Source organism: Chryseobacterium sp. C39-AII1, from assembly GCF_039672645.1.
Taxonomy (GTDB): domain Bacteria; phylum Bacteroidota; class Bacteroidia; order Flavobacteriales; family Weeksellaceae; genus Chryseobacterium.
Genome location: NZ_JBDFPQ010000001.1, coordinates 387,654 through 412,713 on the forward strand (window position 1 = coordinate 387,654; position 25,060 = coordinate 412,713).

Consider the following 25,060-nt stretch of genomic DNA (forward strand, 5'->3'; position numbering starts at 1 on the left):
AAATTATTGCTTTTTATTAGCAATCTCTTCTTTAATTTTATTTTCCAATTCTTCAGAAAGTTCAGGATTGTCTTTCAATACTTCTTTTACAGCATCACGACCTTGTCCCAATTTCGTTTCTTCATAGCTGAACCAAGAACCGCTTTTCTTCACAACTCCTAATTCTACCGCTTGGTCTAAGATTTCTCCGGTTTTAGAAACACCTTCACCGTACATAATGTCGAATTCAGCCATTTTGAAAGGTGGAGCAACTTTGTTTTTCACAATTTTCACTTTCACACGGCTACCAACAGCTTCATCACCATTTTTAATTGGTGCGCTTGCTTTTCTGATGTCAACTCTTACAGAAGCATAGAATTTCAATGCGTTACCACCCGTTGTAGTTTCAGGGTTTCCGAACATTACACCGATTTTCTCTCTCAACTGGTTGATGAAGATTACCGTACATTTTGTTCTGTTGATTGTCGCAGTTAATTTTCTCAATGCCTGAGACATCAATCTTGCGTGAAGACCCATTTTAGAATCTCCCATTTCACCTTCGATTTCCGCTTTTGGAGTCAAGGCAGCAACAGAGTCAATTACCACGATGTCAATTGCTCCAGAACGGATCAGGTTATCAGCAATTTCCAATGCCTGCTCACCGTTGTCTGGCTGAGAAATGATAAGGTTTTCCAAATCAATTCCTAATTTTGCAGCGTAAGTTCTGTCGAAAGCGTGCTCCGCATCGATGAAAGCTGCGATACCTCCCGCTTTTTGAGCTTCAGCAATGGCATGAAGCGTTAAAGTTGTTTTACCAGAAGATTCCGGACCGTAGATCTCGATAATTCTTCCTCTAGGATATCCACCCACTCCAAGAGCGATGTCTAGCCCTAAAGAACCTGAAGGAATCACCTCAATGGTATTGTCTACCGAGTTGTCTCCCAATGTCATTACCGTTCCTTTTCCGTACGTTTTATCTAGCTTGTCAAGCACCAAAGCCAGTGCTTTTTTCTTATCGTCAATATTACTCATCTTGTCTTTAATAATTTCTCAAAAATACATAATTTAAACATCAAAAGCTAATGTTTTTTCTTTGTAGAAAGTGTTTTTATAGTTAAAAAAATATAAAATTTTATTTCTTAAATAGTTAACAATTAAAAGGATGCATACCCATAAATTCATTTTTAAATTAATGAAAATTAGAGTTTTTTGTAATGGCTAAATAATCCTCCAAAACCTTCATCTGATCTTTATTTCCCTTTTGTATTCTTGCATTTCGGCTGACGATGGAATCATAAATTCTGTTGATGATCCACTTTGTTCGCGGGAAAGCTTTTTTGTTGGAAACATCCGGAATCTGAAGCCTTTTGCAAACTTCATCATCAAGCAAAAACCAAGTACAGCAAATGTGGAGATATCTTAAGTTTTTCCTTTGAAATTGATATTTTAAAATAGGGTTTTCCAATGATTCATTTAACAAAGAATGAGCCAATAGAACAGAATCTTTATCGGAAGGCGGCTGCACGGAAGTCCATAAATAAAAATATTCCGTAGCCTGTTTTTTATCGTTGGGTAAAAGATTTTCTGGAATTCCTAGCAGATAACCAACATATTTCCAAAGATGGAAAAGTCCTTTTTCTTCCTTTTCAGAAAATGTATTTCCTAATTTTTTTAAACTGTGAAGAAAAACCAGACTGAAACCGATGTAAGTCGCCATCATATCCCAGGAATTGATGGGCTCGCCCCAATTTTCTGTGTCCCAATCTTTATAATATTTTCTGATGGAAAGTCTTGCGTAAGAATGAATTAGTCTTGTTTTAATGGCAAATTCGTAACCTTTTTTGTGAATTTCCAACGCATCATATCTTGTGGCATTCACCCAAAAATCAAGCGTTTCCGAAAGACGTTTTACCGCTCCTTTTTTCAAGGCTTCGGTTGCGATTAAAGGTTTGTTGAGATAGGCATAATCATAACCGCCAATCAAGCAATAATCTCTAAGGGAAATCAATGAATCTAGATTGCTTCTCATGCAAAGCTCGGCCCCGCTTTTAATTAAATCATAATCCAGCCAATCGGGAATGGTTTGGGTTTGAGAGAAAAGGGTTTTTACACTTTCTGGAACTTCATCATTTTCGGAAACTCCATTTCGGATATAGCCTTCAATCTCTCTGGAAGCTTCTTGGAATTTTTTGGTTAAATAAACATCTCTTACCACCTGATCGCCAATTTCATCTACATGATAAAAATAAGGAGAAAATTTTTCAAAATCATTAAAGCTCAGTTCGGCACCGGAAAATTCAGTTAATTGCTTTCCGTTTCCTTTGTTCCAAAAATCTTTAAAATGCGGTGAATCTTTAAATCGAGGTTGTAAAATCATCCCTTTTATTTCACATAAAAATACAAGTTTTACGCCGAAATTCCTTGGTGAGATTTATCACTTAAACAAAATTATTTTTTCGTTAAATTTTAGATTTGAATTAAATTGCTCCTGATTCAAACGCTTTTTTCAATAATTCTTTACTATTTCTGGAATTGGTTTTCTTTAAGATATTTTTTCTGTGAGTACGAACGGTATGTTCGGATAATACCAAAATTTTAGCAATTTCTCCTCCGGAATATCCTTTGGCAATAAGTGCCAATACTTCAATTTCTCTTTTGGTAAGATTTTCTGAAAATTCGTTGGATTGCGAAAAATTTTCAAGCTTTATTTGATGAAAATCATTTCTTGGGCTAATCCCAGAAATTAAAACAGTATTAGGATTTTTTTTTGTGATGTGATTGATATTGGTATGAATATTAATAGATTGCACCAGCTGACCATCTTCATCTTCCATCGTATGAATCGACTGATGGTGGAAAAGTTCATACGTGTTTTTTGAAGTTTTCATTCTGCAGCAATAGCTCGCTTTTAAATAAAGCTGATGCTCCAAACCTATTTCTACCATTTTCTGAATTACAGTTTGCTCTGCCTGTATCACAAAAGGAATATCGTCGGGATGAGTAAGGTCGATCACATCTTTTAAATTTTCAGGATATTTTTCTAGTCCGTGAAGTTTTAAAATATTTTCATGATGATGAGACAGCGTACTGTTGGTAAGGTTGAGTACATAATAGTAAAACTCGCCGATGGCAAACATTTCCCCAATAATATGTTCGATAGGTGGTACGCTCAATATTCTCTCATCTGCCTGCTTAATACCTGGGTAGGTTTTCCAGACATCAATTAAAGGGTGTTTTTTATCGGGAGGATGCATTTTTGACTTTTGGACTAAAATAATTAATTTTTCATAAAAATACCACAAAAGGGTGATTTTTTTCGCGGGATAAAATTATAACCTTTGTGTGATGAATAACCGTGAAAGCTCATTTTCTAAACTTTATTGTTTAAAAGTGAGTTTTTTCTTATCTTTTCATGTATGCTAAGGTAAAAATCAAGAATGAAAAAAAATAAAAACGGTTTATACTTTTCTTTATTAGTTGTTTGGAAACGGTAAACTAACTACCTCTCAATATTTTGAGAGGTTTTTTTGTACTCTAAAAATTACACAAACGGGTAATTTCTTTGTATTTCTGGATTTTGAAAATTTGTATTAAAAATTAATAGCCATGAAAACAAAATTATTATTACTGTTTCTGCTTTTGGCAGGATTGGTATATGGACAAATTAATCGCTTAACAGATGAGGAGAATCAAATGCTTCAGAATTTAATCACAAAGCAAGAGGTAAAAGAACATATTTTAGGTTATGCTAAAATGAAGGATAGTATAACAATATATCAACCTATATCAAATAGGATAGTTTGCAAAGAAAAAATTGATACTATTAAAGTGGATATTAAGGATGGTATGATTGAAAAAGTACTCATAATTACAAAGAAAAATATTTATTATAATCATAAAGCTCCAATCCCATTGATCTATGATTTTGTTAAAAGATCTGATTATTTGTTTGACAGAGAAGAGAAAGAGTATATTCGTTTTTCTGAAGCCATCGATTTCCATTTTGATGAAAGATTTAGCACTTTACCGGATAATAAAGTTTTAATTCTATCAGGTGATTCTAAAAAAAATATTGGAGTTTTAACTCGAAATACAAACTTAAAATCATTTGTCAATTTTGTTGCTTATTCTGATTTTCTAGGTTTATTAGGAGATGAGCCTAATGCCTTAGTACATTTTGAAGCTAATGCTAAATTTTATTTACATCGTAATAATATTTTTAATAGATTTATGTATATTTTTCCTGTGTTTCAACCTAGTTTTAGTTATAATAAATTAGATAGTAAATTTGAAGTAGTTTCTATTATGTCTAATGAATTAAATCCCACTGAAATTTTTAGAAGACATAATTATTCCGTAGGTCTGGATATTACCCTTTTTAAATTTGACTTTCTTCCTAATAATTCCTTGGATGTAAATGCTAGTTACCAATATGTGTCAGGCAAAATACTTCTTCCCGATTTAACTACAAATACAGTTAATGCAGTTAGTCACCTTAAATCTTGTGAGGCTACACTGAAGTCAAAACTTGCAAAAAATTTCGGTATAGATTTGAGTGGGAAATATATATGGCAAACTCTTAATCCTACTGAATATTATGAGCGAAGTCAAAATAATCTTTTAGCATTTAGAGGAAGTATATATTATTATCCGCCAAGTGGAAATAATGGAGATAAAGTATTTATTCGATTCACGAATTATTTAGCATTAAATAATAGAGCTGATGATTTTTCTCAGTTTCAAATAGGGTTTTCAAAGTTGCTAAATTTTAATAGTAAATAATAATTTCATATAACCAAAAACAACCTCCCAATCGGAAGGTTGTTTTTTATTTCAAGCTAAAAACTTTATTAGTTAGATAAAGAAGCAGCGTGAATTAGCATATCAACTAACTTGTTAGAATAACCCATTTCGTTGTCATACCAAGAAACAAGTTTTACGAAGTTAGGAGAAAGCATGATACCAGCATCTTTATCGAAGATTGAAGTTCTCTTGTCTCCGATGAAGTCTTGAGAAACTACAGCATCTTCAGTGTATCCTAGGATACCTTTCAATTCACCTTCAGAAGCAGCTTTGATTACTGAACAGATTTCTTCATAAGAAGCAGCCTTTTCAATTCTCACAGTTAAATCTACTACAGAAACGTCAACCGTTGGTACTCTGAAAGACATACCAGTTAGTTTTCCGTTCAAAGAAGGGATTACTTTTCCTACCGCTTTAGCAGCACCTGTAGAAGAAGGGATGATATTGTTTAGAGCAGCTCTACCACCTCTCCAGTCTTTCATTGAAGGACCGTCAACAGTTTTCTGAGTTGCTGTTGTAGCGTGTACAGTTGTCATCAAACCTTCTACGATTCCGAAGTTATCGTGAATTACTTTAGCCAAAGGAGCTAAACAGTTTGTAGTACAAGATGCGTTTGACAAGATTTTTACATCGTCAGTAAGTTCTGTGTGGTTTACACCCATTACAAACATTGGCGTATCATCTTTAGAAGGAGCAGAAAGAATTACTTTCTTAGCACCAGCTGTAATATGTTTTGCAGCACTGTCTTTATCTAGGAATAAACCTGTAGATTCTACAACGTAATCTGCACCGATTTCGTTCCACTTTAAGTTGCTAGGGTCTCTTTCAGCTGTTACTCTGATTCTTTTTCCGTTTACAACAAGGTCATTACCTTCTACAGAAACTTCACCTGGAAAAATCCCGTGAACTGAATCATATTTAAGCATATAAGCCATGTATGTAGCATCGATAAGGTCATTGATTCCTACTACTTCGATGTTATCTCTTTCAGTCATTGCTCTGAAAACAAGACGTCCAATTCTACCAAACCCGTTGATACCTACTTTAATTGTTGACATAATAGTTTGTTTTAATTTATATTAAAAATATTAGATTGCTAAAATTTCTGAAATCAATAAAAGATCCTGATTGATTTCGTTGTGTTTTTTAATGGCTTCCTCAATCGGCGTATAAACCACGTCGTTAGAACGCATTCCTGCCATTACATTACTTTGTCCGTCCATTAATCCTGTTACGGCACCATAGCCCAATCGGCTTGCCAATACTCTGTCGGCACAGCTTGGAGAACCTCCTCTCTGCATATGTCCTAAGATTGCAACACGAATGTCATAATCTGGGAAAGCATGTTTTGTTTTTTCGGCTAATTCATAAACGTTGGCTAGTTTTTCACCTTCTGCCACTACTACAATACTTGATGCTTTTCCTGTCTTTTCAGCGTTTCTGAAGTTCGCGAAAAGTTCATCAATACTATCTTTTTTCTCAGGAATTAAAATGTCCAAAGCTCCGGTTGCCAATCCGCTGTTTAAAGCGATAAATCCAGCATCACGCCCCATTACTTCCACGAAGAACACTCTGTTGTGCGAAGTTGCCGTGTCACGAATTTTATCAATCGCATCCATTGCGGTATTCAATGCAGTGTCATAACCAATCGTGTTATCTGTTCCGAAAATATCGTTGTCGATAGTTCCCGGAATACCAATTACACGGATTCCGAATTCTTCATTGAAAATCTTAGCTCCGGTAAAAGTTCCATCTCCTCCGATACACACCAAACCGTCAATTCCAAGCTTTACGCAGTTGTCGTAAGCCTTCTGGCGACCTTCTTTGGTTCTAAATTCCATGGAACGGGCAGATTTCAGAATAGTTCCCCCCTGGTTGATTATATTTTTTACGGAACGAGGTCCCATTTTCAGGAAATCGTTATTGATTAAGCCATTGTAGCCTTCTCTTACTCCGTAGCATTCTATGTTATAATAATTGGCGGTTCTTACTACCGCTCTCAATGCAGCATTCATACCCGGAGAATCTCCTCCGGAAGTAAGAACTGCAATTTTTTTTACAGCACTCTCTTTCATCTAGTAAAAAATTACGAACACAAATCTACAAAAACAAGTTCAGATAATAGCATTAACTTTATAGGAGATTTGAATATAAATGATTAAAAACTTCTAAAATTTGAAGAATTGCAAATAGATCTTACACTATAAATCATAAAATACATCCTTCTAAAATTATTAATTTAAAATGCTCAGTCAAAATATAAGTCTGAATATGATCTTATTAAATGGATCTATTCAAGTTTTTTTAATTTGATATTTTCGGCAATTGAAAACAGTATACTAAATGATATGAATTGCTATTATTTCTGATATGATTTTTTTGTAATACTCTTATCTCAAGACAAAAGAAATTAAACAACCTCTTCAGGAATCAACAATTTGCCCCAATCATTCAACTGCCAAAGAATTTCTACCAGTTTTTCTCCAAGTTCTGTCAAACGATATTCAACTCTCGGGGGAAGTTCGTTGAAAGATTCTTTCATTAAAATTCCGTCGGCAACCATTTCGTTAAGCTGTTGATTTAAGACTCTTCGGTCTACTTTGGCAATTCCACGCAGAAACTCACTCGGACGTTTCTTACCTTCATTAATTTGCCAGACAATAGGAATTTTCCATTTTCCACTAATGGTATTCACGGCAACTTCCAACGGACAAATTTTATTTTCTTCAGCGCGTTTCTTTGTATTCATAAAATTGACTTTTTTATCCCTATGGGCGAAAAATATGCGGTATTGCTTCTTTTGTAAAGCTTTTAGATCTTTGTAAAGTTAGTAATTAATGGCATTATGACTGAAAAACGAAAAGGCGCACGTTCTATAAAAGATATTCCACAGGAAATTTTAGAACAGCTCAATCAAGGGAAAATGGAGACCGTAAATCTTACAGAATGGCTTGCTGTGGATCAAAAAATATTGCTTGAAAACTTACTAAAACAAAATGATAAGTTACACTATCTTCAACCTATTTTAGAAAACATAAATACGTTGAAAAAGCAAACGGTAAATACGATTAACGAAGCTATTGGAACGGAAATTTTTAATTTGACTGTAAAAAATAATGATAAAAATTTCTTAGATACTGTTGCAAAGCATTCATCCGATTTGGTTCGATGTTGGGCAACTTATACGATTGGAAAAAATCAAAATTTAAGCATAGCGGAAAAATTAGACAAAATCAAAATTTTCGTAGCCGATCATCATTTTGGTGTTCGTGAAATTTGTTGGATGGCGGTAAGGTCTGATATTTCTGAAAATCTTAATGAAAGTCTACAGATTTTATCAATGTGGACGAGCGATAAAGATGAAAACATAAGGCGTTTTGCAAGCGAATCTACACGACCGCGAGGCGTTTGGTGTGCGCATATTGAAGAATTAAAGCAAAATCCTGAATTAGGTTTACAAATTTTAGACCCAATGAAGTCTGACAAAGCAAAATATGTTCAAGATAGCGTGGGAAACTGGTTGAATGATGCTAGCAAATCAAAACCTGATTTTGTGATGAATGTATGTGAAAAGTGGCTGGAAGAGAGTCCGACAAAAGAGACAAAATATATCGTTAAAAAAGCTTTGCGAACCATTCAAAAATAAATTTTAAGGATTACCATTTTTCGGTTAAATATTTCCAATATCTTTTCGGAACATGCTGAATATGTAATTTTATATTTTTTCTTTCGACAATATTCGTCTTTGTAAAATACCGTTGCCAAAGGGTTTGGTAACTTTTTTCTTCATCATGAAACTTTTCATAATACCTATTTAAATCAATTTTTTCATCGGGATAAAAAAAATCGCATGTTTCCAGATCATACAGAATTCCGTAGTTTCTCTTTAAATCATAAATCATCCATTTTTGATCCTGATAACGGTCTTTAAAATGTTTTCGAATCAAAGGAAGTACATTGAAATCGGGGTCTATTTTCGCAAAGAAAACTTCATCCTGCATTTTTTCAAAACGAACGAAGGCAGTCATTCGATGTCTTTCGCGGCTTACAGATTTGCAGATTTTTGAGATTTTCAAAATATCGTTATCTGCATAATTTTGTAAAATATTTTCATCCGGATGTTTTATAGATTGTTTTACAGCAGATAAAATTAGTTGTTCCAACTCCGGATCTTCCGATAAATAAACTTTTAACAGCTCATGAATTCCGGATTTTCCGATGTTTTTTTCCAGTTTATTTAAAACCCTTTCAGACTTATCATTCTGAGTAATCACCTCATGAATTTCAGCGAAAATATTTTCCTGAAAAAACCTTTCACGGCTCGCAATTTCCACATCTTTATATCGATATTCAAAAACTTCAAATATCGCAGTGAAAAGTCCGTCGAAACTGCCGTCGTAGAGTAGGGTGGTCATTGAGTGGGAGAGGGTTTGAGAGTTTGAGAGTGAGTTATTTTTTTTTACATTTAGTTTGTCATGCTGTAAGCATCTAGACAAAGTATTGAGATTGACTTTGAAATTGTACTTAGATCCTTTCAAGATGACAAATGCGATTTGTGTTTAAAATTAAATTTTATAACAAGTTAGTTTTAATTCATTTTCATCACTTTCAAAGTAAAACTGACCGATTTTTTCTATAATTAATTTAATCTTTTCTAAATTTTGGATGTTATTAGAATCAATGAATTTAGGAAAAATCAAATATTCAATTTCTTTATAATCCAGACAACCTCCGAAAGAATTATTTCCTTCAAATCCCGTCTGCCAATAATCAAATTCAAAAATACTGTCTTCATTTAAATATATTTCACCGATTTTATCACCTTGAATTTTTTTAAATTGAATCATCTTAAACTCATGAGCATTGTCAACAATTGATTCAATTAACCTAATCCATTTAGAATTAGACATAAATTGTTGAGAAAACGTTGAAATAGCTTTTTCAACATCCCTTATTTTTTGATTGTCATATCGTAAGGCTTTGTTTGTTCTCATATTTTAATCTAACAATTTAAGAATGTGTTGTTTTGTCAGTTCGACGAAGGAGAAATCTATAATTCTAAATTTTAGATTCTTCACTCTGTTTTGAATGACATTGTAAAGAAAAATTCGTATTTATATTAAAACAACGTCAACTGCTGTGAAAACTGATTATGAAATTTCGAAGAACTTCCGCCAATCAATAATTTTTTAAGGTTTTGATCTGTTAAAAATTTTAGATAAGCATTTCCAGCATTGAAATCAATAAAATATTTCGCACGATTCACCGCGGCTCCTAATTTTTTCAAATGATCCATATTCAACACCTGAAAACGTCTTGCACTCACAATTTTTTGAGCAGTTTTCACACCAATTCCGGGAATTCTCAAAATCATCTGGTAATCGGCGGTTTGAAGATTTACTGGGAATTGATCAAGATGTCGTAAGGCCCAACTCAATTTCGGATCCACTTCCAAATCTAAAAAAGGCATGTTTGGATCCAGAATTTCTTCTGCTTTAAAACCATAAAAACGCATCAGCCAATCCGACTGATACAAACGGTTTTCTCGAAGCATCGGAACTTCAGTAGTTAAAGATGGTAATCTTTTATCTTCCAACACCGGAACATAACCGGAATAATATACTCTTTTAAGATTGAAATTTTTATAAAAATGATCCGCAACTTTAATGATCTGCAAATCGTTTTCATTGGTTGCGCCTACAATCATCTGTGTGGATTGACCAGCCGGAGCGAACTTTGGTGTTTTTCTGAAAATTTTCTTTTCGTCTTTATATTGCGCAATTCCGTTTTGAATATATTTCATCGGATTCAGCATATCCTGGCGATTTTTTTCAGGAGCTAATAATTTTAAACCACTTTCAGTCGGAATTTCAAGGTTGATGGATAATCGATCAGCATATAAAGCGGCTTCCTGCATCAGTTCATCACTTGCTCCCGGAATCGATTTTAAATGAATATATCCATTAAAATTCTCTTCTAAACGTAATTTTTTCGCCACACGAACCAAGCGTTCCATTGTGGTATCTGCATTTTTAAAAATTCCTGAACTTAAAAATAAGCCTTCAATATAATTTCTCCTGTAAAAATTGATGGTGACATCTACCACTTCTTCCACTGTAAATGCGGCTCTCTTGATGTCGTTCGAACTTCGCGAAACACAATAGGCACAATCGTAAATGCAATGGTTGGTCAAGAGAATTTTGAGAAGCGAAACACAGCGCCCGTCTTCGGTATAGGTATGACAAATTCCGCTTGCGGAACTGTCTCCCAAAGCGCCTTTTTTATTCTTTCTCGAACCTCCGCTGGATGAGCAGGAAACATCATATTTCGCAGCATCGGCAAGGATTTCGAGTTTTTCTTTCAGGCGGTCAAAATTCATATTTTTGAATTGAAAATTTTAATATTAAGTATCATTTTTTGTTCAAAAATAATTCCAAAATTGATAAAAATCAACCTCTTTTCATTGAAGTTATCCACAAAATACAGAGACAAAATTAGTATATTTACGGTCATTAATTTATGCGTTAAGTCTTAAAAAAATGCAATTGACGCAATAGAAATAATAAATCCTATGAATCATAAACCCGTTGAAGGTTTTTCCAAATTAACAAAACAGGGAAAAATCGATTGGCTTGTAAACGAATATCTTGAAGGAAACTCAGAATATCAACATATATTAAAACAATACTGGAACGAAAATGCTGATTTGCAGAAACTTCACGATGAGTTTTCTGAAAATACCATTTCCAATTTTTATATGCCTTACGGAATTGCACCAAACTTCTTAATTGACGGAAAATTATTCGCTCTTCCAATGGCTGTTGAAGAAAGTTCTGTGGTGGCTGCGGCTTCTAAAGCTGCAAAATTCTGGATTGATAAAGGTGGTTTTAAAACAACAATTATCAACAATGAAAAATTAGGACATACACACTTTATTTTTAACGTTGAATCTCATAAATTGCTTCATTTTTTTAATTTCAATTTAAAGAAGAAATTAATTGAAGCGACGAATGATATTACTGCTAACATGAGAAATCGTGGTGGTGGAATTTTAGATATAAAGCTTATTGATAAAACTTCCGAAATGCCGAATTATTATCAGTTGAAGGCAAGTTTTGATACGGTAGATTCGATGGGAGCGAATTTCATTAATTCTTGTCTGGAGCAGTTCGGAAAAACATTAAAGCAGGAGATAGCGATTAGTGAAGATTTTACTCAGGAAGAGAAAAATTCTTTGCAGGTGGTGATGAATATCCTTTCTAATTTTACGCCGGATTGTATCGTAAGAGCTGAGGTTTCTTGTAAAATTGAAGATTTAAAAGATGATAGCGGAATTTCCAATGAAGAATTTGCAAGAAAATTTAAGCAAGCCGTAACCATTGCTGAGATTGAACCTTTCCGTGCTACGACGCACAATAAAGGAATTATGAATGGGGTAGATGCGGTAGTAATTGCGACCGGAAACGATTTCAGAGCAACGGAAGCCTGTGCACACGCGTATGCTGCGAAAGACGGAAAATATTCTTCTTTGACGCATTGTACAATTGACAACGGAATTTTCAGATTTTGGATAGATCTTCCGATTTCTGTAGGAGTTGTAGGTGGTTTAACGAATCTTCACCCATTAGTAAAGTTCTCTTTGGCACTTCTTGGAAAGCCTTCTGCTCAGGAATTAATGAGTATTTTGGCGGTTTCAGGACTGGCTCAGAATTTTGGAGCATTACGTTCTTTAATTACCACAGGAATTCAGAAAGGTCATATGAAAATGCATTTACTGAATATTTTAAACCAAATGGGTGCAACAGAAGAAGAAAAACAACATTTTGTAACCTATTTTAAAGATAAAACAGTGACACATCACGAAGTTATCAATGAGTTTAACCGATTGAGAGGAAACTAATGTTACAGATTATTCTTCCCATTATATTTTTGATCTTCGGATTGTTTTTAAAGAAAACCAATAATCCGGGATTTAAAAGTTCTAAGAAATTTGCTACGATGTTTATTATTCTGGGGATTTCAACTTTAGTGGCGAAATTTATTTTAATGTATTTAGCATCAAAATAATGAAAAGTAAAATTTTATTATTTTTATTGATTTCAGGTTTAAGTTTTTCTCAACAGAAAAATGTAACGATAAAAAATCTGCCGCCAAAATCTGAAGACTCTGTTTTTCCGGTGATTTCTTATGCTGTAAATCCGAAAGTAGAAAATAAAATTAATACTTTTTTGCAGGTAGATCAGCTGGAGTACATTCCGGGATCGGAAGGAAATCCTTTCAAACTTGTTTCTACAGGGAAAACTTCCTATTCCAACTATGTTTATTTTTACAGTTGGGAAAAAATAGACACCCCACAAAGTATTTTGAGTATTGCGATTGATGGAGAAGCTTCTGGCGCTTATCCTGAAGGATTTTCTATTTGGAAAAACTTTGATCTCAGAACGGGAAATTTAATCAATGCTAAAGATTTATTTCAATCTAATTCAATAAAAACGATTGAAAATTTAATTCAAAAAAATGTCAAAAAAGAAATCAATGATTTTCTTGTTCAGCTGAAATCTGATAAAAATCCTTCAGAAGAAACAAAGGATCAGATTTCGATTTATGAAGAATGCTATACCGATTATAAACTGGAAAGCATAAGATATTATTTGGGAAAAGATAAAATCAGATTTATTGCCGGAAGATGTTCTAATCATGCTATGAGAGCATTGGATGAATTGGGAGATCATGTTGTGGATATTCCTTATAAAGATTTGGATAAATATTGGAGCTCATACGCGAAAAATTTACTGTCAGGTTCAGAAAAAGTTGATAAAACAAGTTTGGATCATAAGCTTTATAAAGGAAGTATTGACGGGAAATATCCTATAACGATGTTAATCGATCAGATATATGACGACGGTTCTCTTTCTGCAAAATATTGGTACAATAAGAATAAAAAACTGATTGAATGGCATGGAAAACTGAAAGGGAATCATCTATCACTTTTGGAAAGCGATTATTACAGCGAGGAAACTCGTATGTGGATCTTAAAAGCCGCAATAGAAGCAGACTTAGAAGGTAATAAGATTAGAGGAACCTGGCAGGATGATAAAACAAAAAAATATTTAAAACTAGAATTAGAAGAGTTATAAGATGAAAACAATTACTTTAGTTTTTGGAGCCGTATACGGAATGTTATCCGTGATTTTAGGGGCGTTCGGCGCGCACGCTTTAAAGAAAATTTTATCGGTTGAAAGGCTGGAAAGCTTTGAAACAGGAGTAAGATACCAAATGTATGCAGCATTCTTTTTATTGATCGTAGGATATATTTTGAAATTTGAAACTAAAACCGAAAATTGGATTTCGTGGTTAATGATTTTCGGAGCGATGCTGTTTTCTTTCAGTATTTATGGTTTGAGCATGCAGGATTATTTGGGTACAAATCTGAAATTTTTAGGACCCATTACTCCGCTTGGAGGTTTGTTGATGATTGTAAGCTGGGGAATGTTGATTCTTTATTTTGTTAAAAATAAAATTTAAAATAAATAATTAAAAATAGATGCTTCGACTTTGCTCAAAATGACAACGCTAAAATTTATGGATTAGTATTAGAAATGTCATGCTGAGCGAAGTCGAAGCATTTCAAAAGTTTTGCTAGTAAATTTTTTGCTTAAAAACATCCTAGTACACTAAAAATATTACAAACAAATGATGATCGTAATTTTAAATTAAATTAAAAATCAATCGAAGACGACGACTCATCAAAACATTTAATTTGTTGGATCAACCCATAAGATTCAATCCTTTTGTATTCAGTCGTACTTTTTTTATGTGGGCGATTACAGGTTTAGTTGGCGGAATTATCGCCGGGCTATATTGGATCGTTCTCGAACATTTTACAGAATTTTTAGCAGAATTTCAAGGGTGGATGGTAATTCCTACGATGGCAATTTCAGGATTGCTGGCGGGATTGGTGATTCATTTCATCGGTGATCCTGGTGAAATTCACCTAATTGTAAACAATATTAGATTTAATAAAGGAAAACTTGATGCTAAAAATAATCCTTCCATGATTTTATCGTCACTTTTTTGTGTGGCATCGGGAGGAAGTTTAGGCCCGGAAGCACTTTTGGTTCAGGTCACAGGTTCTACAGGAACATATCTGGGAAAATTATTCAGATTGAAAGGAGAAGAATTACGCTCTTAAAGTATTGCCGGGATGGCGTCTGGTTTTACGGCACTTTTCGGAGCTCCTCTTGGAGGAAGTTTATTTTCTCTGGAAATTCTGCACCACAAACACGCGGTAGAATATTATAAAGCGATTATTCCTGCGTTGGTGGCGAGCTGTTTCAGTTATCTGATGTTTGCTTTGATCATCCATTTGGGAATCGGGGCGACTTGGGATCTGAAGGCTTATCATTACACGGGAGTTTATGATTTTGCCTATGCCACGGCTTTTGGAATTGTAGGAACTTTATTCGGTTGGATCTTTATTTTTGTAGTAAAATTTTTCAAGAAAGTTTTTGAATACAGAAAATTTCCAATTTATATTAAAACCTGCGTTGGCGGAATTATTTTAGGAATTATCGCATTCTATTTTCCATTGACGAGATATTTTGGACATAACGAAATCAACCAGTTAATCAACGGAAATTATGCCTTAATTTTTTAATTATCATTTTGATTTTCAAAATTTTAGCCATTTCGATCACGGTAACTTCAGGATGGAGAGGCGGTTTTATCATTCCGTTGTTTTTTGTGGGAACGACTTTAGGTTTAATTATTCATCATTTATTTCCAACTATTGATACAACGTTGGCGATTGTAAATTGTATGGCTGCCATTAATGCGTGTGTCACAAGAACGCCGATGAGTACAACGATTATTTTGGGAACATTAACCGGATTTACCTATTTTGTTCCGATACTTTTCGCGAGCCTAACAGGATATTTTCTGGCTCCGAAAATTCCTTTCATAGGTTCGCAATCGGAGAAATCATCTGAAGAAGAGTAAATAGTAAGTCCAATTGTTAGATATAAAAAAGTTCAGATTTTGTCTGAACTTTTGTTTTTTTATCTCTCGAAAATTTAACAGATTATTCCGATTTAATAATCAGCGAAATTTGCTAAATCTGCGAGATTTTTCACCATTAAGAAGATTTAAGAAGTTAAGGATAATTAAGAAGAGCTTCACTTTAAGTAAAAATTCATTAAAATCGGTTTAATTTAAACTTAATTCATCTTAACTGCTTAAATCTTCTTAATGGTTCAAAAAAATTATAAAGTGAAATTCTCCTTCATCCATTTCAGTTTATTAAAGCTTTTCAGAAATTTAGTTTTAATGGAAATAAATTTCTCCTGTGCATCAATCACTTTATTTTCTCTTGAGTTGATCAGGAAAAGTGAACTTTCTCCATTGCTGTATTTTGTTTCTTCTGCATACAAAAGCCTTTGATAATTGACGAGATTACTTTCCGAAAGATCAATTTGGCTATGATAATTCATCAGCTCATTTTTATAGGTCTCGATCTTTGTATCAAGTTCTCGTATTTTTAGTTGAGTATCCAATTGGTTCTGATTGATTTTAATTTTGGCCATCTGATAATTCGCTCTTGCCTCCCTTTGAAATATCGGAATTTCAAGCTTTAAACCATATTGAAAATTATTATCAAAAAGAGGAAGATAGTCTGCACGGTAATTTTCTTTATTGAAGAAATTATAGGTAAAATCCAGTTTGGGAAGAAAACTTTGCCATTTCAGTTTTCTTTCGCTTTCCAAGATATTATTTTTCTGATTGTAATATAAAACTGATAAATGATTGTTGATTTCTTTTCCTTTAAATTCCTGCAAAATAAATTCAAAATCAGAGTAGGCTACATGGTCAGAAAGTTGGTTTGAAGGATAAAAAAGCTGTGAAATTTCAAATAATTCCTGTCCGTCTTTCCATAAGAATACCTGAAGCTGCTGCGTACTTTTTACAAAATTAAGATAAGCATCTCTTTGCTGAAGCTCAAAACTCTGCAATTGCGAAACGGCTTCAACCGTATCTATGGCTGGTCTTTCTCCGTATTCAAACGTTTTTTTGGTAAGCTTTAAACGTTCTTTGTTAATGTTGACAATTTTAGATTTCAGCTGATAGATTTCATAATGCTGTACCCATTCCCAATACATATTTTCAGCTTCCAGAAGGAGATCATTGGTCAAAACAGCCTGTTCGGCTTCCGTCATCTTTTGAGCAAATTTTGCCTGATCCAAAACTGCTCTTCGTTTGTCATACAATAGATTTTTTGCTAAAGGAACCGTAATTCCCATTTGATACAATCCGCCTTTGGTATCGCTGGAATTCAGTTTTTCGCCATCCAAATAATTGTAGCTTCCTGTTACTTCAATTCCGTACCAGGTCGGAATACCCAGTTCTACATTTTTCTGTTCGTAATATCTTGTTCCGTCAATGTTTTTTTCGCCCAGCTTGGCTCCTAAAACAGGGTCAAAACTTCCTCTTGCTTTTGTGATTTCAGCTTCTGCCATCTTATTTTGAAGCCGATATTTTAAAGCAAGCGGATGATAATTTTTAACCACAGAAATAAATTCCTGAGCTGAAATTTTAAGTGAATCCTGCGCAAAACTATTATGAAATAAAAATAAGAATAGAGTAAAAATAATTTTATTTAGCCTTTTCATCTTTGCCTGCTTTTTCATTTTTCACTTCATAATAATCGGGTGGGAAACCATTGATATTTCGCCATAGTTCGTACCAGATCGGCACGTCATTCAGAATGGCAATACCTTGTACTCCGGTTCCCATTTTGATCTTGGGTGGCCACTTTTTTTCATTTTTATCTTCAATCACTAAAGCTTTAAAAAGACCATTAACACTGATGTTGCTTTCCACGGCAATTACTTTTCCTGCAAATGTTCCGTAGCTGGAATTCGGCCATCCCGAAAATACGATCGCCGGAAATCCATCAAACGTACACATTACGCGCTGCCCTTCTTTTACCAACGGAAGATCAACAGGTTTGATATAAATTTCCACCGCATGATCTACAACTGTTGGAACAATAGTTCCGATATTTTCACCATCTTTCAAAATTTCCCCGATTCCGGCTTTGTTCAACTGAACAATTTGTCCGTCCTGAGAAGCAATAATGAAGTATAAACCTTGTCGCGCCTTATAATTGGCAACCTGATTTTCAAGTTTGGCAATATCACCATCGCTGCCTTCGATCTGTCCCATGCTTTGAAATCGTTCGCCTTCAATTTTACTCAGTTTTTCTGTATAATCCTGAATAACTGAATTTTGCTCAATGCCCACATTGATAATTTCCTGACGTGTTTGTGCCACTTTATTTTCTGAAGATGTTTTTTTCGCTACCGCATTTTGATAGGAAATACTTCTCTGCTGAAACTGTGTAAGAGAAACCAACCCTTCATCATACATTTTTTTCTGTCGGGCAAATTGGTCTTCGGAAAGTTTCAGCTCATTTTTAATAGCTTCCAGTTCTGCTTCTTCACCTACAAGTTTATTATTCAGCTGGCTGATCTTTATTTTTAACTGATTTAATTTTAAATCTCTTGCTGCATTTAAAGCTTCAAGCTGGCTTTTTGCTGTTCCTACTTTGGCTTCGTAATAGTCCCGCACTCCTTTTTTAGCATCTACCTGTTCCTGTGTTCTCTGCACCAAAAGCGGATCTAAATAGTCATCTTTTATCTCCGAAAGCTGAAGCAATGTATCTCCCTTCTTTACATAATCCCCATTTTTCACATTCCATTTGGTGATTTTTCCGGGAATCGGGGAGTTAAGCTGCTGAGGTCTCTGTTCCTGATATAAAGAACTTACATTACCTCTAACTTTTATATTTTGGGTCCAGGGAAGGAATAAAGTAATGATTCCACCAATCAGGATAAATAAAAACCATCGTTTTACCCTAGTTTTTTTATGAATATGATATATTTTGTCGAATGAATTTAGTTTCATTTTTCTGAAATTTTATAATAGAATATTTAAAGTACCGTCCTCCATGTGAATATGCTGATCCGCAATTTCCAACAGGTTTTTATCCTGCGAAACAATAATAATCGTGGTTTTCTCTTTTTTCATATGAAGATACTGCATCATTTTTTCCTGATGTTCTGGCTGCAATCCGGCAAACGGATTTTCTAAAATAATGAGTCTTTTTTCTCCTAAAAGAGCTCTAAGAAGCAGTATTTTTTTCTTTGAACTAAATGTAATTTCAGAATCTGTCTCACTAATTTCTGTGAAGAATCCGCTGCTGAAAAGGCTTGAAATATTTTCAATTCCAATATGTTCAGAAAGTTCAAGAATATCTTCAGTCGTACTTTCTGTATTTCCCAGCAGAATGTTTTCTTTCACATTGCCTTGAATAACTTTCATATTTTCCAGGTACAACCCGATAGAATTTCGCATTTTCTGTTTATCGATATTTTGTAACGGGATTTTATCAAAAAGAATGGTTCCTGAACTCGGTTCAAAAAAACCGGCGATCATATTCAGCAAAAGAGATTTTCCGGTTCCTAATTTTCCGGTTAAAATCGTGATGCTGTTTTCCTTTATTTTAAAATTAAGGTTTGAAAGAATAGGCGTACTGTCGTTGAAAGAAAAGTTTACATTTTTAAACTCAATTTCGTTTCCCTTTTCCTTTTGAGAAAGTACAATTTCGCCATCTTTTTCTTCTTTAAGATCGGTGATTTTCGAAAGTTTGGCGAAAGAAGCAATAAGATCATAATAACTTTCAAGGCTCACAATCAATTTTTCCACCGCAGCCATAATACTTAAAACAACAATTTCTGTAGCGATAAAAGCTCCGATATTTAATTTTTGATTAATCAATAAATACGTTCCAATCGCAAGCATCGCCAAGGTGATAATCACTTTAAAAGCAATAATCGTTTTGTACTGAAAAACCAACACTTTGAAATGAGAAGTTCTGTGATCCAGATATTCTACCACGCGGTCGTCTGTCCCTTTCAGATGAGCGCCGCTTTCAGAATGCATTTTGAATGTTTTTACCGATCCGGCAATATCTTCAATCCAAGCTGCAGTGTCGTATTTTTTGTTACTTTCTTCAATACTAGATTTAATACCGCTTTCCATTGTATATCGGAAAATGATAATCACACAAATCACAACCAAAGCTCCGAATGCTAAAAACCACGGATGATAAAAGGAAAGTAACAAGATTCCGAAGAAAATCTGGATCAATGCAGTCGGAATTTCCAATAAAATTTTAGAAACACCTTTCTGAAGATTTTGGATATCAAAAAAACGGTTGACCAATTCCGGAAGGTAATATTTTCTGGTGTAGGAAAGATTGATTTTAGGAATTTTTTCAGCAAAAGCCATTGAAAATTCAACATATATTTTCTGCTGTATTTTCTCGATGATCTCGATAACTTTTAATCTGAAATAGCCGACAAGCCAAGTTCCGATAACGACAAAAAATATTAGGATGTAAATTGAAGTTGCCATCGTAGCACCCATTACAAAACTCACGATAGACTGTATTCCCAAAGGAATGCTTAGCGAGACAAGCCCGTTTAGAATAGCATAAAAATAAATGTTGGTAACGTCTTTTTTCTCTTTTGTAATGTAGCGAATCAGCCTTTTTCCCTGTTCATTAGCAGTTATTTCCATTTTCTTATTTTGTAAGTTTAAATGTTTTCAATACTTCGTAGCTATTTTGTGAATGGTAGGTGTGAATGCCGATTTTTGTGATCTCTGAATTGTCTGAAATTCTGAAAAGATCCTTGATTTTTTCGGCGGTACAAAGATAAAATATGAGATTGGGGATTATTCTTATCTAGATTAGAATGCTATTAAAATGTGATTAGAATATGAGCTGTTATTCAAGGTTTTTTACCATCTTTACGGCGTTATTTCAATATTCGAAACGTTTAATCCGAATAAGTTTAACAGGAAACTGAATGAATGCGTTAAAAGTTCTATAATTTTCTTTTTAACCTTGTTCATTTTTAGTAAATTTGTCAACCTTTAACTATTAAAATAAAATAATAAAAATAATATGAATCTTCACGAGTATCAATCAAAAGAGATTTTATCAAAGTACGGAGTAGCTATCCAACGTGGTTACGTTGCTAATAACGTAGACGAAGCTGTAGCAGCTGCTGAAAAACTAACTGCTGAAACTGGCGCTCAAGGGTGGGTAGTAAAGGCTCAGATCCACGCAGGTGGTCGTGGTAAAGGTGGCGGTGTAAAGTTCTCTCCAAACATGGATAAGCTTAAAGAAAACGCTCAGAACATCATCGGAATGCAGTTGGTAACTCCACAAACTTCTGCTGAAGGTAAACTGGTAAATTCTGTATTGGTTGCAGAGGATGTATATTATCCTGGTGAAACAGAAACTAAAGAATTTTATGTTTCTATTCTTTTAGACAGAGCTGAAGGTAAAAATACAATCGTATATTCTACTGAAGGTGGTATGGATATTGAGCACGTTGCAGAAGTAACTCCTCACTTAATCCACAACGAATTAATTGATCCTGCTTTGGGTCTTCAAGGTTTCCAGGCTAGAAAAATTGCTTTCAACCTAGGTCTTGAAGGAAATGCATTTAAAGAATTTGTGAAATTTATTTCATCTCTTTACAATGCTTATGTAGGTATCGATGCTTCTCTTTTCGAAATCAACCCTGTGTTGAAGACTTCTGATAACAAAATTATCGCTGTAGATGCTAAAGTAACTTTGGATGGTAACTCATTATTCCGTCACAAAGATCTTGCTGAGCTTAGAGATACAAGAGAAGAAGATCCTTTGGATGTTGAAGCTGGTGAAGCTGGTCTTAACTTCGTAAAACTAGATGGTAACGTTGCATGTATGGTAAACGGAGCTGGTCTTGCAATGGCAACTATGGATATCATCAAATTATCTGGTGGTAACCCTGCAAACTTCCTAGACGTTGGAGGTACTGCTGATGCTGCAAGAGTAAAAACTGCTTTCGAAATCATCCTAAGAGATCAAAACGTAAAAGCAATCTTGATTAATATCTTCGGAGGTATCGTAAGATGTGACAGAGTTGCTCAAGGTGTTGTAGACGCTTACCACGCAATGGGAAGCCTTCCAGTTCCATTGATCGTAAGATTACAAGGAACTAACGCTGTAGAAGCTAAAAAATTAATTGATGAGGCTGGATTACCAATTCACTCTGCAATTACTTTAGAAGAAGCTGCCAACAAAGTAAAAGAAGTTTTAGCATAAGACTAAAATTTTAGATAAACAAAAAACCGCTTTAGTGATAAAGCGGTTTTTTATTTTTATTGGTTGGGAGCAGTTGTGGTTAAACTTCCGCTGTCACCGTTGGTAATGTTAATGCTTGTGGGTGTCACCAGCTGAATTCCGTCTGAATCTAAACGTTCTTTTATCTTTAAATAAGCCTCACTTTTAAAGTGAACCATATTAGATCCTACTTTCATCCAGAATTTTGCCTGAAGCGTGAAAATTCCCTGTTTCAAATCTGTGAAAATAACTTCTGTATTATCTAATCTATCGATATCTTTTAGGCTTTTAATCACCTCCATAATTCCTTTCTGTGCTGTTGTAATATCTTCATCAGCAGGAATTTCAAAATTTAAAATAATTCTTCGTTGAGGTGATGCGGTGATATTTGAAAATGGCGCATTAAAAATAACCTGATTCGGGATATACACTTTTCTTCCATCGTCTGTAATGATTTTCGTTGTTAAAAATCCAATCTCTGAAACCGTCCCTGAATTAGCTCCAATGCTGATATAATCTCCAATTTTAAAGGCTTTATCAATACCAATCAACATTCCGGAGAAGATACTTGAAACTAAATCTTTCAAAGCAACCCCGGCGATAACCCCGGCAACCCCTAAACTTCCGATAAATTTCCAAAGAAATCCGCTGAATCCCATAATTTCAAGGGAAATAAAAGTCCCCATAATCATAATAATGAATCTGAAAACTCCGATCAATGTTACAAGCGAACTTTCCTTTTTGCTCTTCGGAAATAATTTGTGAAAAACTTTTACCGAAATTTTACTGAGATACTTACTTGTGATTAAAAAGAAAGAGAAAACAAGAATTCCGACAACTAATTTGGGAGTGAGCTCCGCGAATTTCATATACCAACTTTCCAGAACCCTGTAAACAACATCTACATACCTTAAACTCTCTTTTTCCATGAATTGAAACTTTTTTTATTTAAATATATAAATTTTCAACAAAAATTTTGCCAGTTAGAAAAAGTCTACTAAATTTGTAGACTAATAAAGCAAAATATTATGTCAATCAAACTAGGAGATATTGCACCGAACTTTCAGGCAGAGTCATCTGTAGGTGATATTGATTTTTATACTTATTTAGGAGATTCTTGGGGAATTTTATTTTCTCATCCGGCAGATTATACACCGGTTTGCACTACGGAATTAGGTTTTACCTCAAAATTAAAATCTGAATTTGAGCAAAGAGGAACTAAAGTAATTGCCCTGAGTGTAGATGGAGTAGAAGATCATCAAAACTGGATAAAAGATATTAACGAAACCCAGAATACCGATGTACAGTTTCCTATTATTGCTGATAAAGACAGAAAAGTTTCCGAATTGTATGATTTTATTCATCCGAATGCATCTGCAACGGCAACCGTTCGTTCTTTATTGATTATTGATCCTGAAAGGAAAGTTCGTTTGATTATTACGTATCCTGCTTCAACAGGAAGAAATTTCAACGAAATTATCCGAGTTTTAGACTCTCTTCAGTTGGTTGATTCACATAAAATTGCAACCCCTGTTAACTGGAAAAATGGAGAAGATGTAATTGTTCCGCCCGCAATTTCTACGGAAGATGCGAGAAAAATTTTCCCGAAAGGTGTGACAGAAATAAAGCCGTATCTAAGATATACGCCCCAACCCAATACATGATTTATTTGATTTTTTATAGTTTAGTTTTAATTTGTAAGAAAATCGCCTCGAAAAATATTTTCGAGGCGATTTCATTTATATCGGTTAAAATAATTTTAATTACTTAACGTCGTTTACAACTTGCTTAGCTTTTGAAGTTGGCAAATAGATACTGAAACCTAGGTTGAATGTAATGTTAGACGTTAAACCTGTGTTTCCGAAACCTGTTACCCCAGCATATTTTACTAAACCTTCTAAACCGATGTTTGGAGTGATAAAGTAAGAATAACCAGGACCTACCCCAAAGTCAAGACCTGTAGTCGAGTTACCTCCTTTGCTGATAGAATAACCACCAACACCTAAGTTACCTTCGAAGAACCATCTTCCGTGGTTCAATAAGTTGTCAACACCTTGCTCACCTGGAGAAAGATAGTAACGACCTAAAGCACCAACACCATAGTCGAATCTTGTATTTGCTGTGTTTGAAGATTTACCAATACCTAAATTTACATAACCCCCAACTGCAACGTTATCTTCAACAAAATAGGCTCCTTTTGGTTGTAGGTTGATTTGGTAACCACCACCAGTGTTTAATCCGAAGTTACTTGTTACCAAGCTGCTTCCTACCATCCAGTTACCTTTTTGAATCTGAGCATTCATGGAAGTAGTTAATCCTGCTGCTGCTAATATACCTGCTAGAACTAGTTTTTTCATAATTTATAATTTTTAATAATTAATGTTTATTATTCTAAAACAAGTGAAATTCAATATGCATGCCAAAAGTGTTTATTTTCAGATAAATTTCTTAAAATACTGTTAAAATTAACAAAATTGATATACGTGAATTTTAACATTTAAATTAAAAAATTCATAAAATTAAATCATTAATAAAATAATAGAAACAATAATCCCAGCAACGGTGAAAATTATTCCGCGTTTGAAAATTTTTGTTTTGGGGTTGAACATCCAGAAGCTGGAGATGACAAAAAAGAATAATGCGACACCAAAGAACACATTTAAAGGTGACAATTTGTCTTTGGATTGCGCTTTGTGAAGCTTCACCATTTTATCTAAAACGAAAGGAAGTTCTTTTTTAGTATATTTCGCCTGCCCGGTTGATGAATCGTAAGTTCCTTGTTTAAACTTTAAAATATTTCCTTCTGTTTTCTCGATTTCAAAGTTTTTGATTTTCAGTTCTTTGCCGATTTCTTTTTCTGAAAGATTTTTTTCAATTACTTTATCATAATTTTTTTCTTTTTTCAGAAGATCGGTATCTCTGTAAACCAAAAGAACGCCACTTACCGCATACACAGCCATAATTCCTGCAAGGAAATAGCCTAAATAACGGTGCGTAATTCTCATAAAACTTCTCGTATCCTTAATTTTATCCATATCTAAA

23 protein-coding genes and 1 pseudogene are annotated in these 25,060 nt (G+C 34.1%); 9 read left to right on the plus strand and 15 right to left on the minus strand.

Annotated elements, in window-relative coordinates; all coding sequences use genetic code 11:
- Positions 1 to 3: 3 nt before the first annotated feature.
- The 3 genes from recA to ABEG63_RS01565 all read right to left on the minus strand — a co-directional run bounded on the left by recA (position 4) and on the right by ABEG63_RS01565 (position 3,233).
- Complete coding sequence (gene recA / locus ABEG63_RS01555; protein WP_312389032.1) at positions 4 to 1,011, minus strand: recombinase RecA; 1,008 nt, start codon at positions 1,009 to 1,011, stop codon at positions 4 to 6.
- Between the two features lie 157 nt (positions 1,012 to 1,168).
- The gene (locus ABEG63_RS01560; RefSeq protein WP_346582456.1) at positions 1,169 to 2,356 is read right to left on the minus strand and encodes an oxygenase MpaB family protein; all 1,188 of its coding nucleotides are present in this window, start codon (positions 2,354 to 2,356) and stop codon (positions 1,169 to 1,171) included.
- A 100-nt stretch (positions 2,357 to 2,456) separates the two neighbouring features.
- A complete protein-coding gene (locus ABEG63_RS01565) occupies positions 2,457 to 3,233 on the minus strand; it encodes a helix-turn-helix transcriptional regulator (protein WP_346582460.1) in 777 nt (258 codons plus the stop codon).
- 352 nt (positions 3,234 to 3,585) lie between these two features.
- On the opposite strand from ABEG63_RS01565, the gene ABEG63_RS01570 reads away from it, so the two are divergent.
- Positions 3,586 to 4,761: a hypothetical protein gene (locus tag ABEG63_RS01570; RefSeq protein ID WP_346582463.1), complete on the plus strand. Its 1,176-nt coding sequence runs from the start codon at positions 3,586 to 3,588 to the stop codon at positions 4,759 to 4,761.
- A gap of 68 nt (positions 4,762 to 4,829) precedes the next feature.
- Here ABEG63_RS01570 and gap read toward each other — a convergent pair whose 3' ends face one another.
- The 3 genes from gap to ABEG63_RS01585 form a co-directional block, all read right to left on the minus strand.
- On the minus strand, positions 4,830 to 5,840 hold the full coding sequence (gene gap, locus ABEG63_RS01575; RefSeq protein WP_267402032.1) for a type I glyceraldehyde-3-phosphate dehydrogenase: 1,011 nt from the start codon (positions 5,838 to 5,840) through the stop codon (positions 4,830 to 4,832).
- 30 nt (positions 5,841 to 5,870) lie between these two features.
- Entirely contained in the window at positions 5,871 to 6,857 is a 987-nt protein-coding gene (gene pfkA, locus ABEG63_RS01580; protein WP_267402031.1) for a 6-phosphofructokinase, read from the minus strand.
- 335 nt (positions 6,858 to 7,192) lie between these two features.
- A complete protein-coding gene (locus tag ABEG63_RS01585) occupies positions 7,193 to 7,531 on the minus strand; it encodes a helix-turn-helix domain-containing protein (RefSeq protein ID WP_312389024.1) in 339 nt (112 codons plus the stop codon).
- 96 nt (positions 7,532 to 7,627) lie between these two features.
- Between ABEG63_RS01585 and ABEG63_RS01590 the strand changes: the two genes are divergently transcribed.
- Positions 7,628 to 8,428: a DNA alkylation repair protein gene (locus tag ABEG63_RS01590; protein WP_346582466.1), complete on the plus strand. Its 801-nt coding sequence runs from the start codon at positions 7,628 to 7,630 to the stop codon at positions 8,426 to 8,428.
- Positions 8,429 to 8,438: 10 nt separating this feature from the next.
- On the opposite strand, the gene ABEG63_RS01595 is transcribed toward ABEG63_RS01590, so the two are convergent.
- From ABEG63_RS01595 to ABEG63_RS01605, 3 genes are all read right to left on the minus strand, one after another.
- Complete coding sequence (locus tag ABEG63_RS01595) at positions 8,439 to 9,197, minus strand: TIGR03915 family putative DNA repair protein (protein ID WP_346582467.1); 759 nt, start codon at positions 9,195 to 9,197, stop codon at positions 8,439 to 8,441.
- A 150-nt stretch (positions 9,198 to 9,347) separates the two neighbouring features.
- Positions 9,348 to 9,776, minus strand: a complete 429-nt coding sequence (locus tag ABEG63_RS01600; protein ID WP_346582469.1) for a hypothetical protein — start codon at positions 9,774 to 9,776, stop codon at positions 9,348 to 9,350.
- Between the two features lie 125 nt (positions 9,777 to 9,901).
- Positions 9,902 to 11,161 (minus strand): putative DNA modification/repair radical SAM protein, encoded by a 1,260-nt coding sequence (locus tag ABEG63_RS01605; RefSeq protein WP_346582471.1) that lies wholly within the window; start codon positions 11,159 to 11,161, stop codon positions 9,902 to 9,904.
- Between the two features lie 192 nt (positions 11,162 to 11,353).
- Between ABEG63_RS01605 and ABEG63_RS01610 the strand changes: the two genes are divergently transcribed.
- The 5 genes and pseudogenes from ABEG63_RS01610 (at position 11,354) to ABEG63_RS01630 (ending at position 15,780) form a co-directional block, all read left to right on the plus strand.
- A complete protein-coding gene (locus ABEG63_RS01610) occupies positions 11,354 to 12,682 on the plus strand; it encodes a hydroxymethylglutaryl-CoA reductase, degradative (RefSeq protein ID WP_346582473.1) in 1,329 nt (442 codons plus the stop codon).
- A complete protein-coding gene (locus tag ABEG63_RS01615; protein ID WP_346582475.1) occupies positions 12,682 to 12,849 on the plus strand; it encodes a hypothetical protein in 168 nt (55 codons plus the stop codon). Before ABEG63_RS01610 ends, ABEG63_RS01615 begins: the two co-directional genes overlap by 1 nt.
- Positions 12,849 to 13,919, plus strand: coding sequence for a hypothetical protein (locus ABEG63_RS01620; protein WP_346582477.1), 1,071 nt, complete (start codon positions 12,849 to 12,851; stop codon positions 13,917 to 13,919). Before ABEG63_RS01615 ends, ABEG63_RS01620 begins: the two co-directional genes overlap by 1 nt.
- 1 nt (position 13,920) lies before the next feature.
- A complete protein-coding gene (locus ABEG63_RS01625; RefSeq protein ID WP_346582479.1) occupies positions 13,921 to 14,307 on the plus strand; it encodes a DUF423 domain-containing protein in 387 nt (128 codons plus the stop codon).
- A 289-nt stretch (positions 14,308 to 14,596) separates the two neighbouring features.
- Positions 14,597 to 15,780, plus strand: a pseudogene (locus tag ABEG63_RS01630) (chloride channel protein).
- Between the two features lie 263 nt (positions 15,781 to 16,043).
- Here the strand turns inward: ABEG63_RS01630 and ABEG63_RS01635 are convergent.
- The 3 genes from ABEG63_RS01635 to ABEG63_RS01645 are packed head-to-tail and all read right to left on the minus strand — an operon-like array spanning position 16,044 to position 20,421.
- A complete protein-coding gene (locus ABEG63_RS01635) occupies positions 16,044 to 17,465 on the minus strand; it encodes a TolC family protein (RefSeq protein ID WP_346582481.1) in 1,422 nt (473 codons plus the stop codon).
- Positions 17,431 to 18,744 carry an HlyD family efflux transporter periplasmic adaptor subunit gene (locus ABEG63_RS01640; RefSeq protein WP_346582482.1) on the minus strand — a complete coding sequence of 438 codons (1,314 nt, stop codon included), beginning with the start codon at positions 18,742 to 18,744 and terminating at the stop codon, positions 17,431 to 17,433. Before ABEG63_RS01640 ends, ABEG63_RS01635 begins: the two co-directional genes overlap by 35 nt.
- A 12-nt stretch (positions 18,745 to 18,756) precedes the next feature.
- Complete coding sequence (locus tag ABEG63_RS01645) at positions 18,757 to 20,421, minus strand: ABC transporter ATP-binding protein (RefSeq protein ID WP_346582484.1); 1,665 nt, start codon at positions 20,419 to 20,421, stop codon at positions 18,757 to 18,759.
- 388 nt (positions 20,422 to 20,809) lie between these two features.
- On the opposite strand from ABEG63_RS01645, the gene sucC reads away from it, so the two are divergent.
- The gene (gene sucC / locus ABEG63_RS01650; RefSeq protein WP_267402013.1) at positions 20,810 to 22,000 is read left to right on the plus strand and encodes an ADP-forming succinate--CoA ligase subunit beta; all 1,191 of its coding nucleotides are present in this window, start codon (positions 20,810 to 20,812) and stop codon (positions 21,998 to 22,000) included.
- A 56-nt stretch (positions 22,001 to 22,056) separates the two neighbouring features.
- Here sucC and ABEG63_RS01655 read toward each other — a convergent pair whose 3' ends face one another.
- On the minus strand, positions 22,057 to 22,947 hold the full coding sequence (locus ABEG63_RS01655; protein ID WP_267402011.1) for a mechanosensitive ion channel domain-containing protein: 891 nt from the start codon (positions 22,945 to 22,947) through the stop codon (positions 22,057 to 22,059).
- Positions 22,948 to 23,046: 99 nt separating this feature from the next.
- Here ABEG63_RS01655 and ABEG63_RS01660 point away from each other — a divergent pair, with 99 nt between their 5' ends.
- Complete coding sequence (locus ABEG63_RS01660) at positions 23,047 to 23,682, plus strand: peroxiredoxin (protein ID WP_346582487.1); 636 nt, start codon at positions 23,047 to 23,049, stop codon at positions 23,680 to 23,682.
- Between the two features lie 99 nt (positions 23,683 to 23,781).
- Here ABEG63_RS01660 and ABEG63_RS01665 read toward each other — a convergent pair whose 3' ends face one another.
- Both ABEG63_RS01665 and ABEG63_RS01670 read right to left on the minus strand, forming a co-directional pair.
- Positions 23,782 to 24,375 (minus strand): hypothetical protein, encoded by a 594-nt coding sequence (locus tag ABEG63_RS01665; RefSeq protein WP_267402007.1) that lies wholly within the window; start codon positions 24,373 to 24,375, stop codon positions 23,782 to 23,784.
- Between the two features lie 162 nt (positions 24,376 to 24,537).
- A complete protein-coding gene (locus ABEG63_RS01670; RefSeq protein WP_267402005.1) occupies positions 24,538 to 25,053 on the minus strand; it encodes a hypothetical protein in 516 nt (171 codons plus the stop codon).
- Positions 25,054 to 25,060 lie beyond the last annotated feature (7 nt).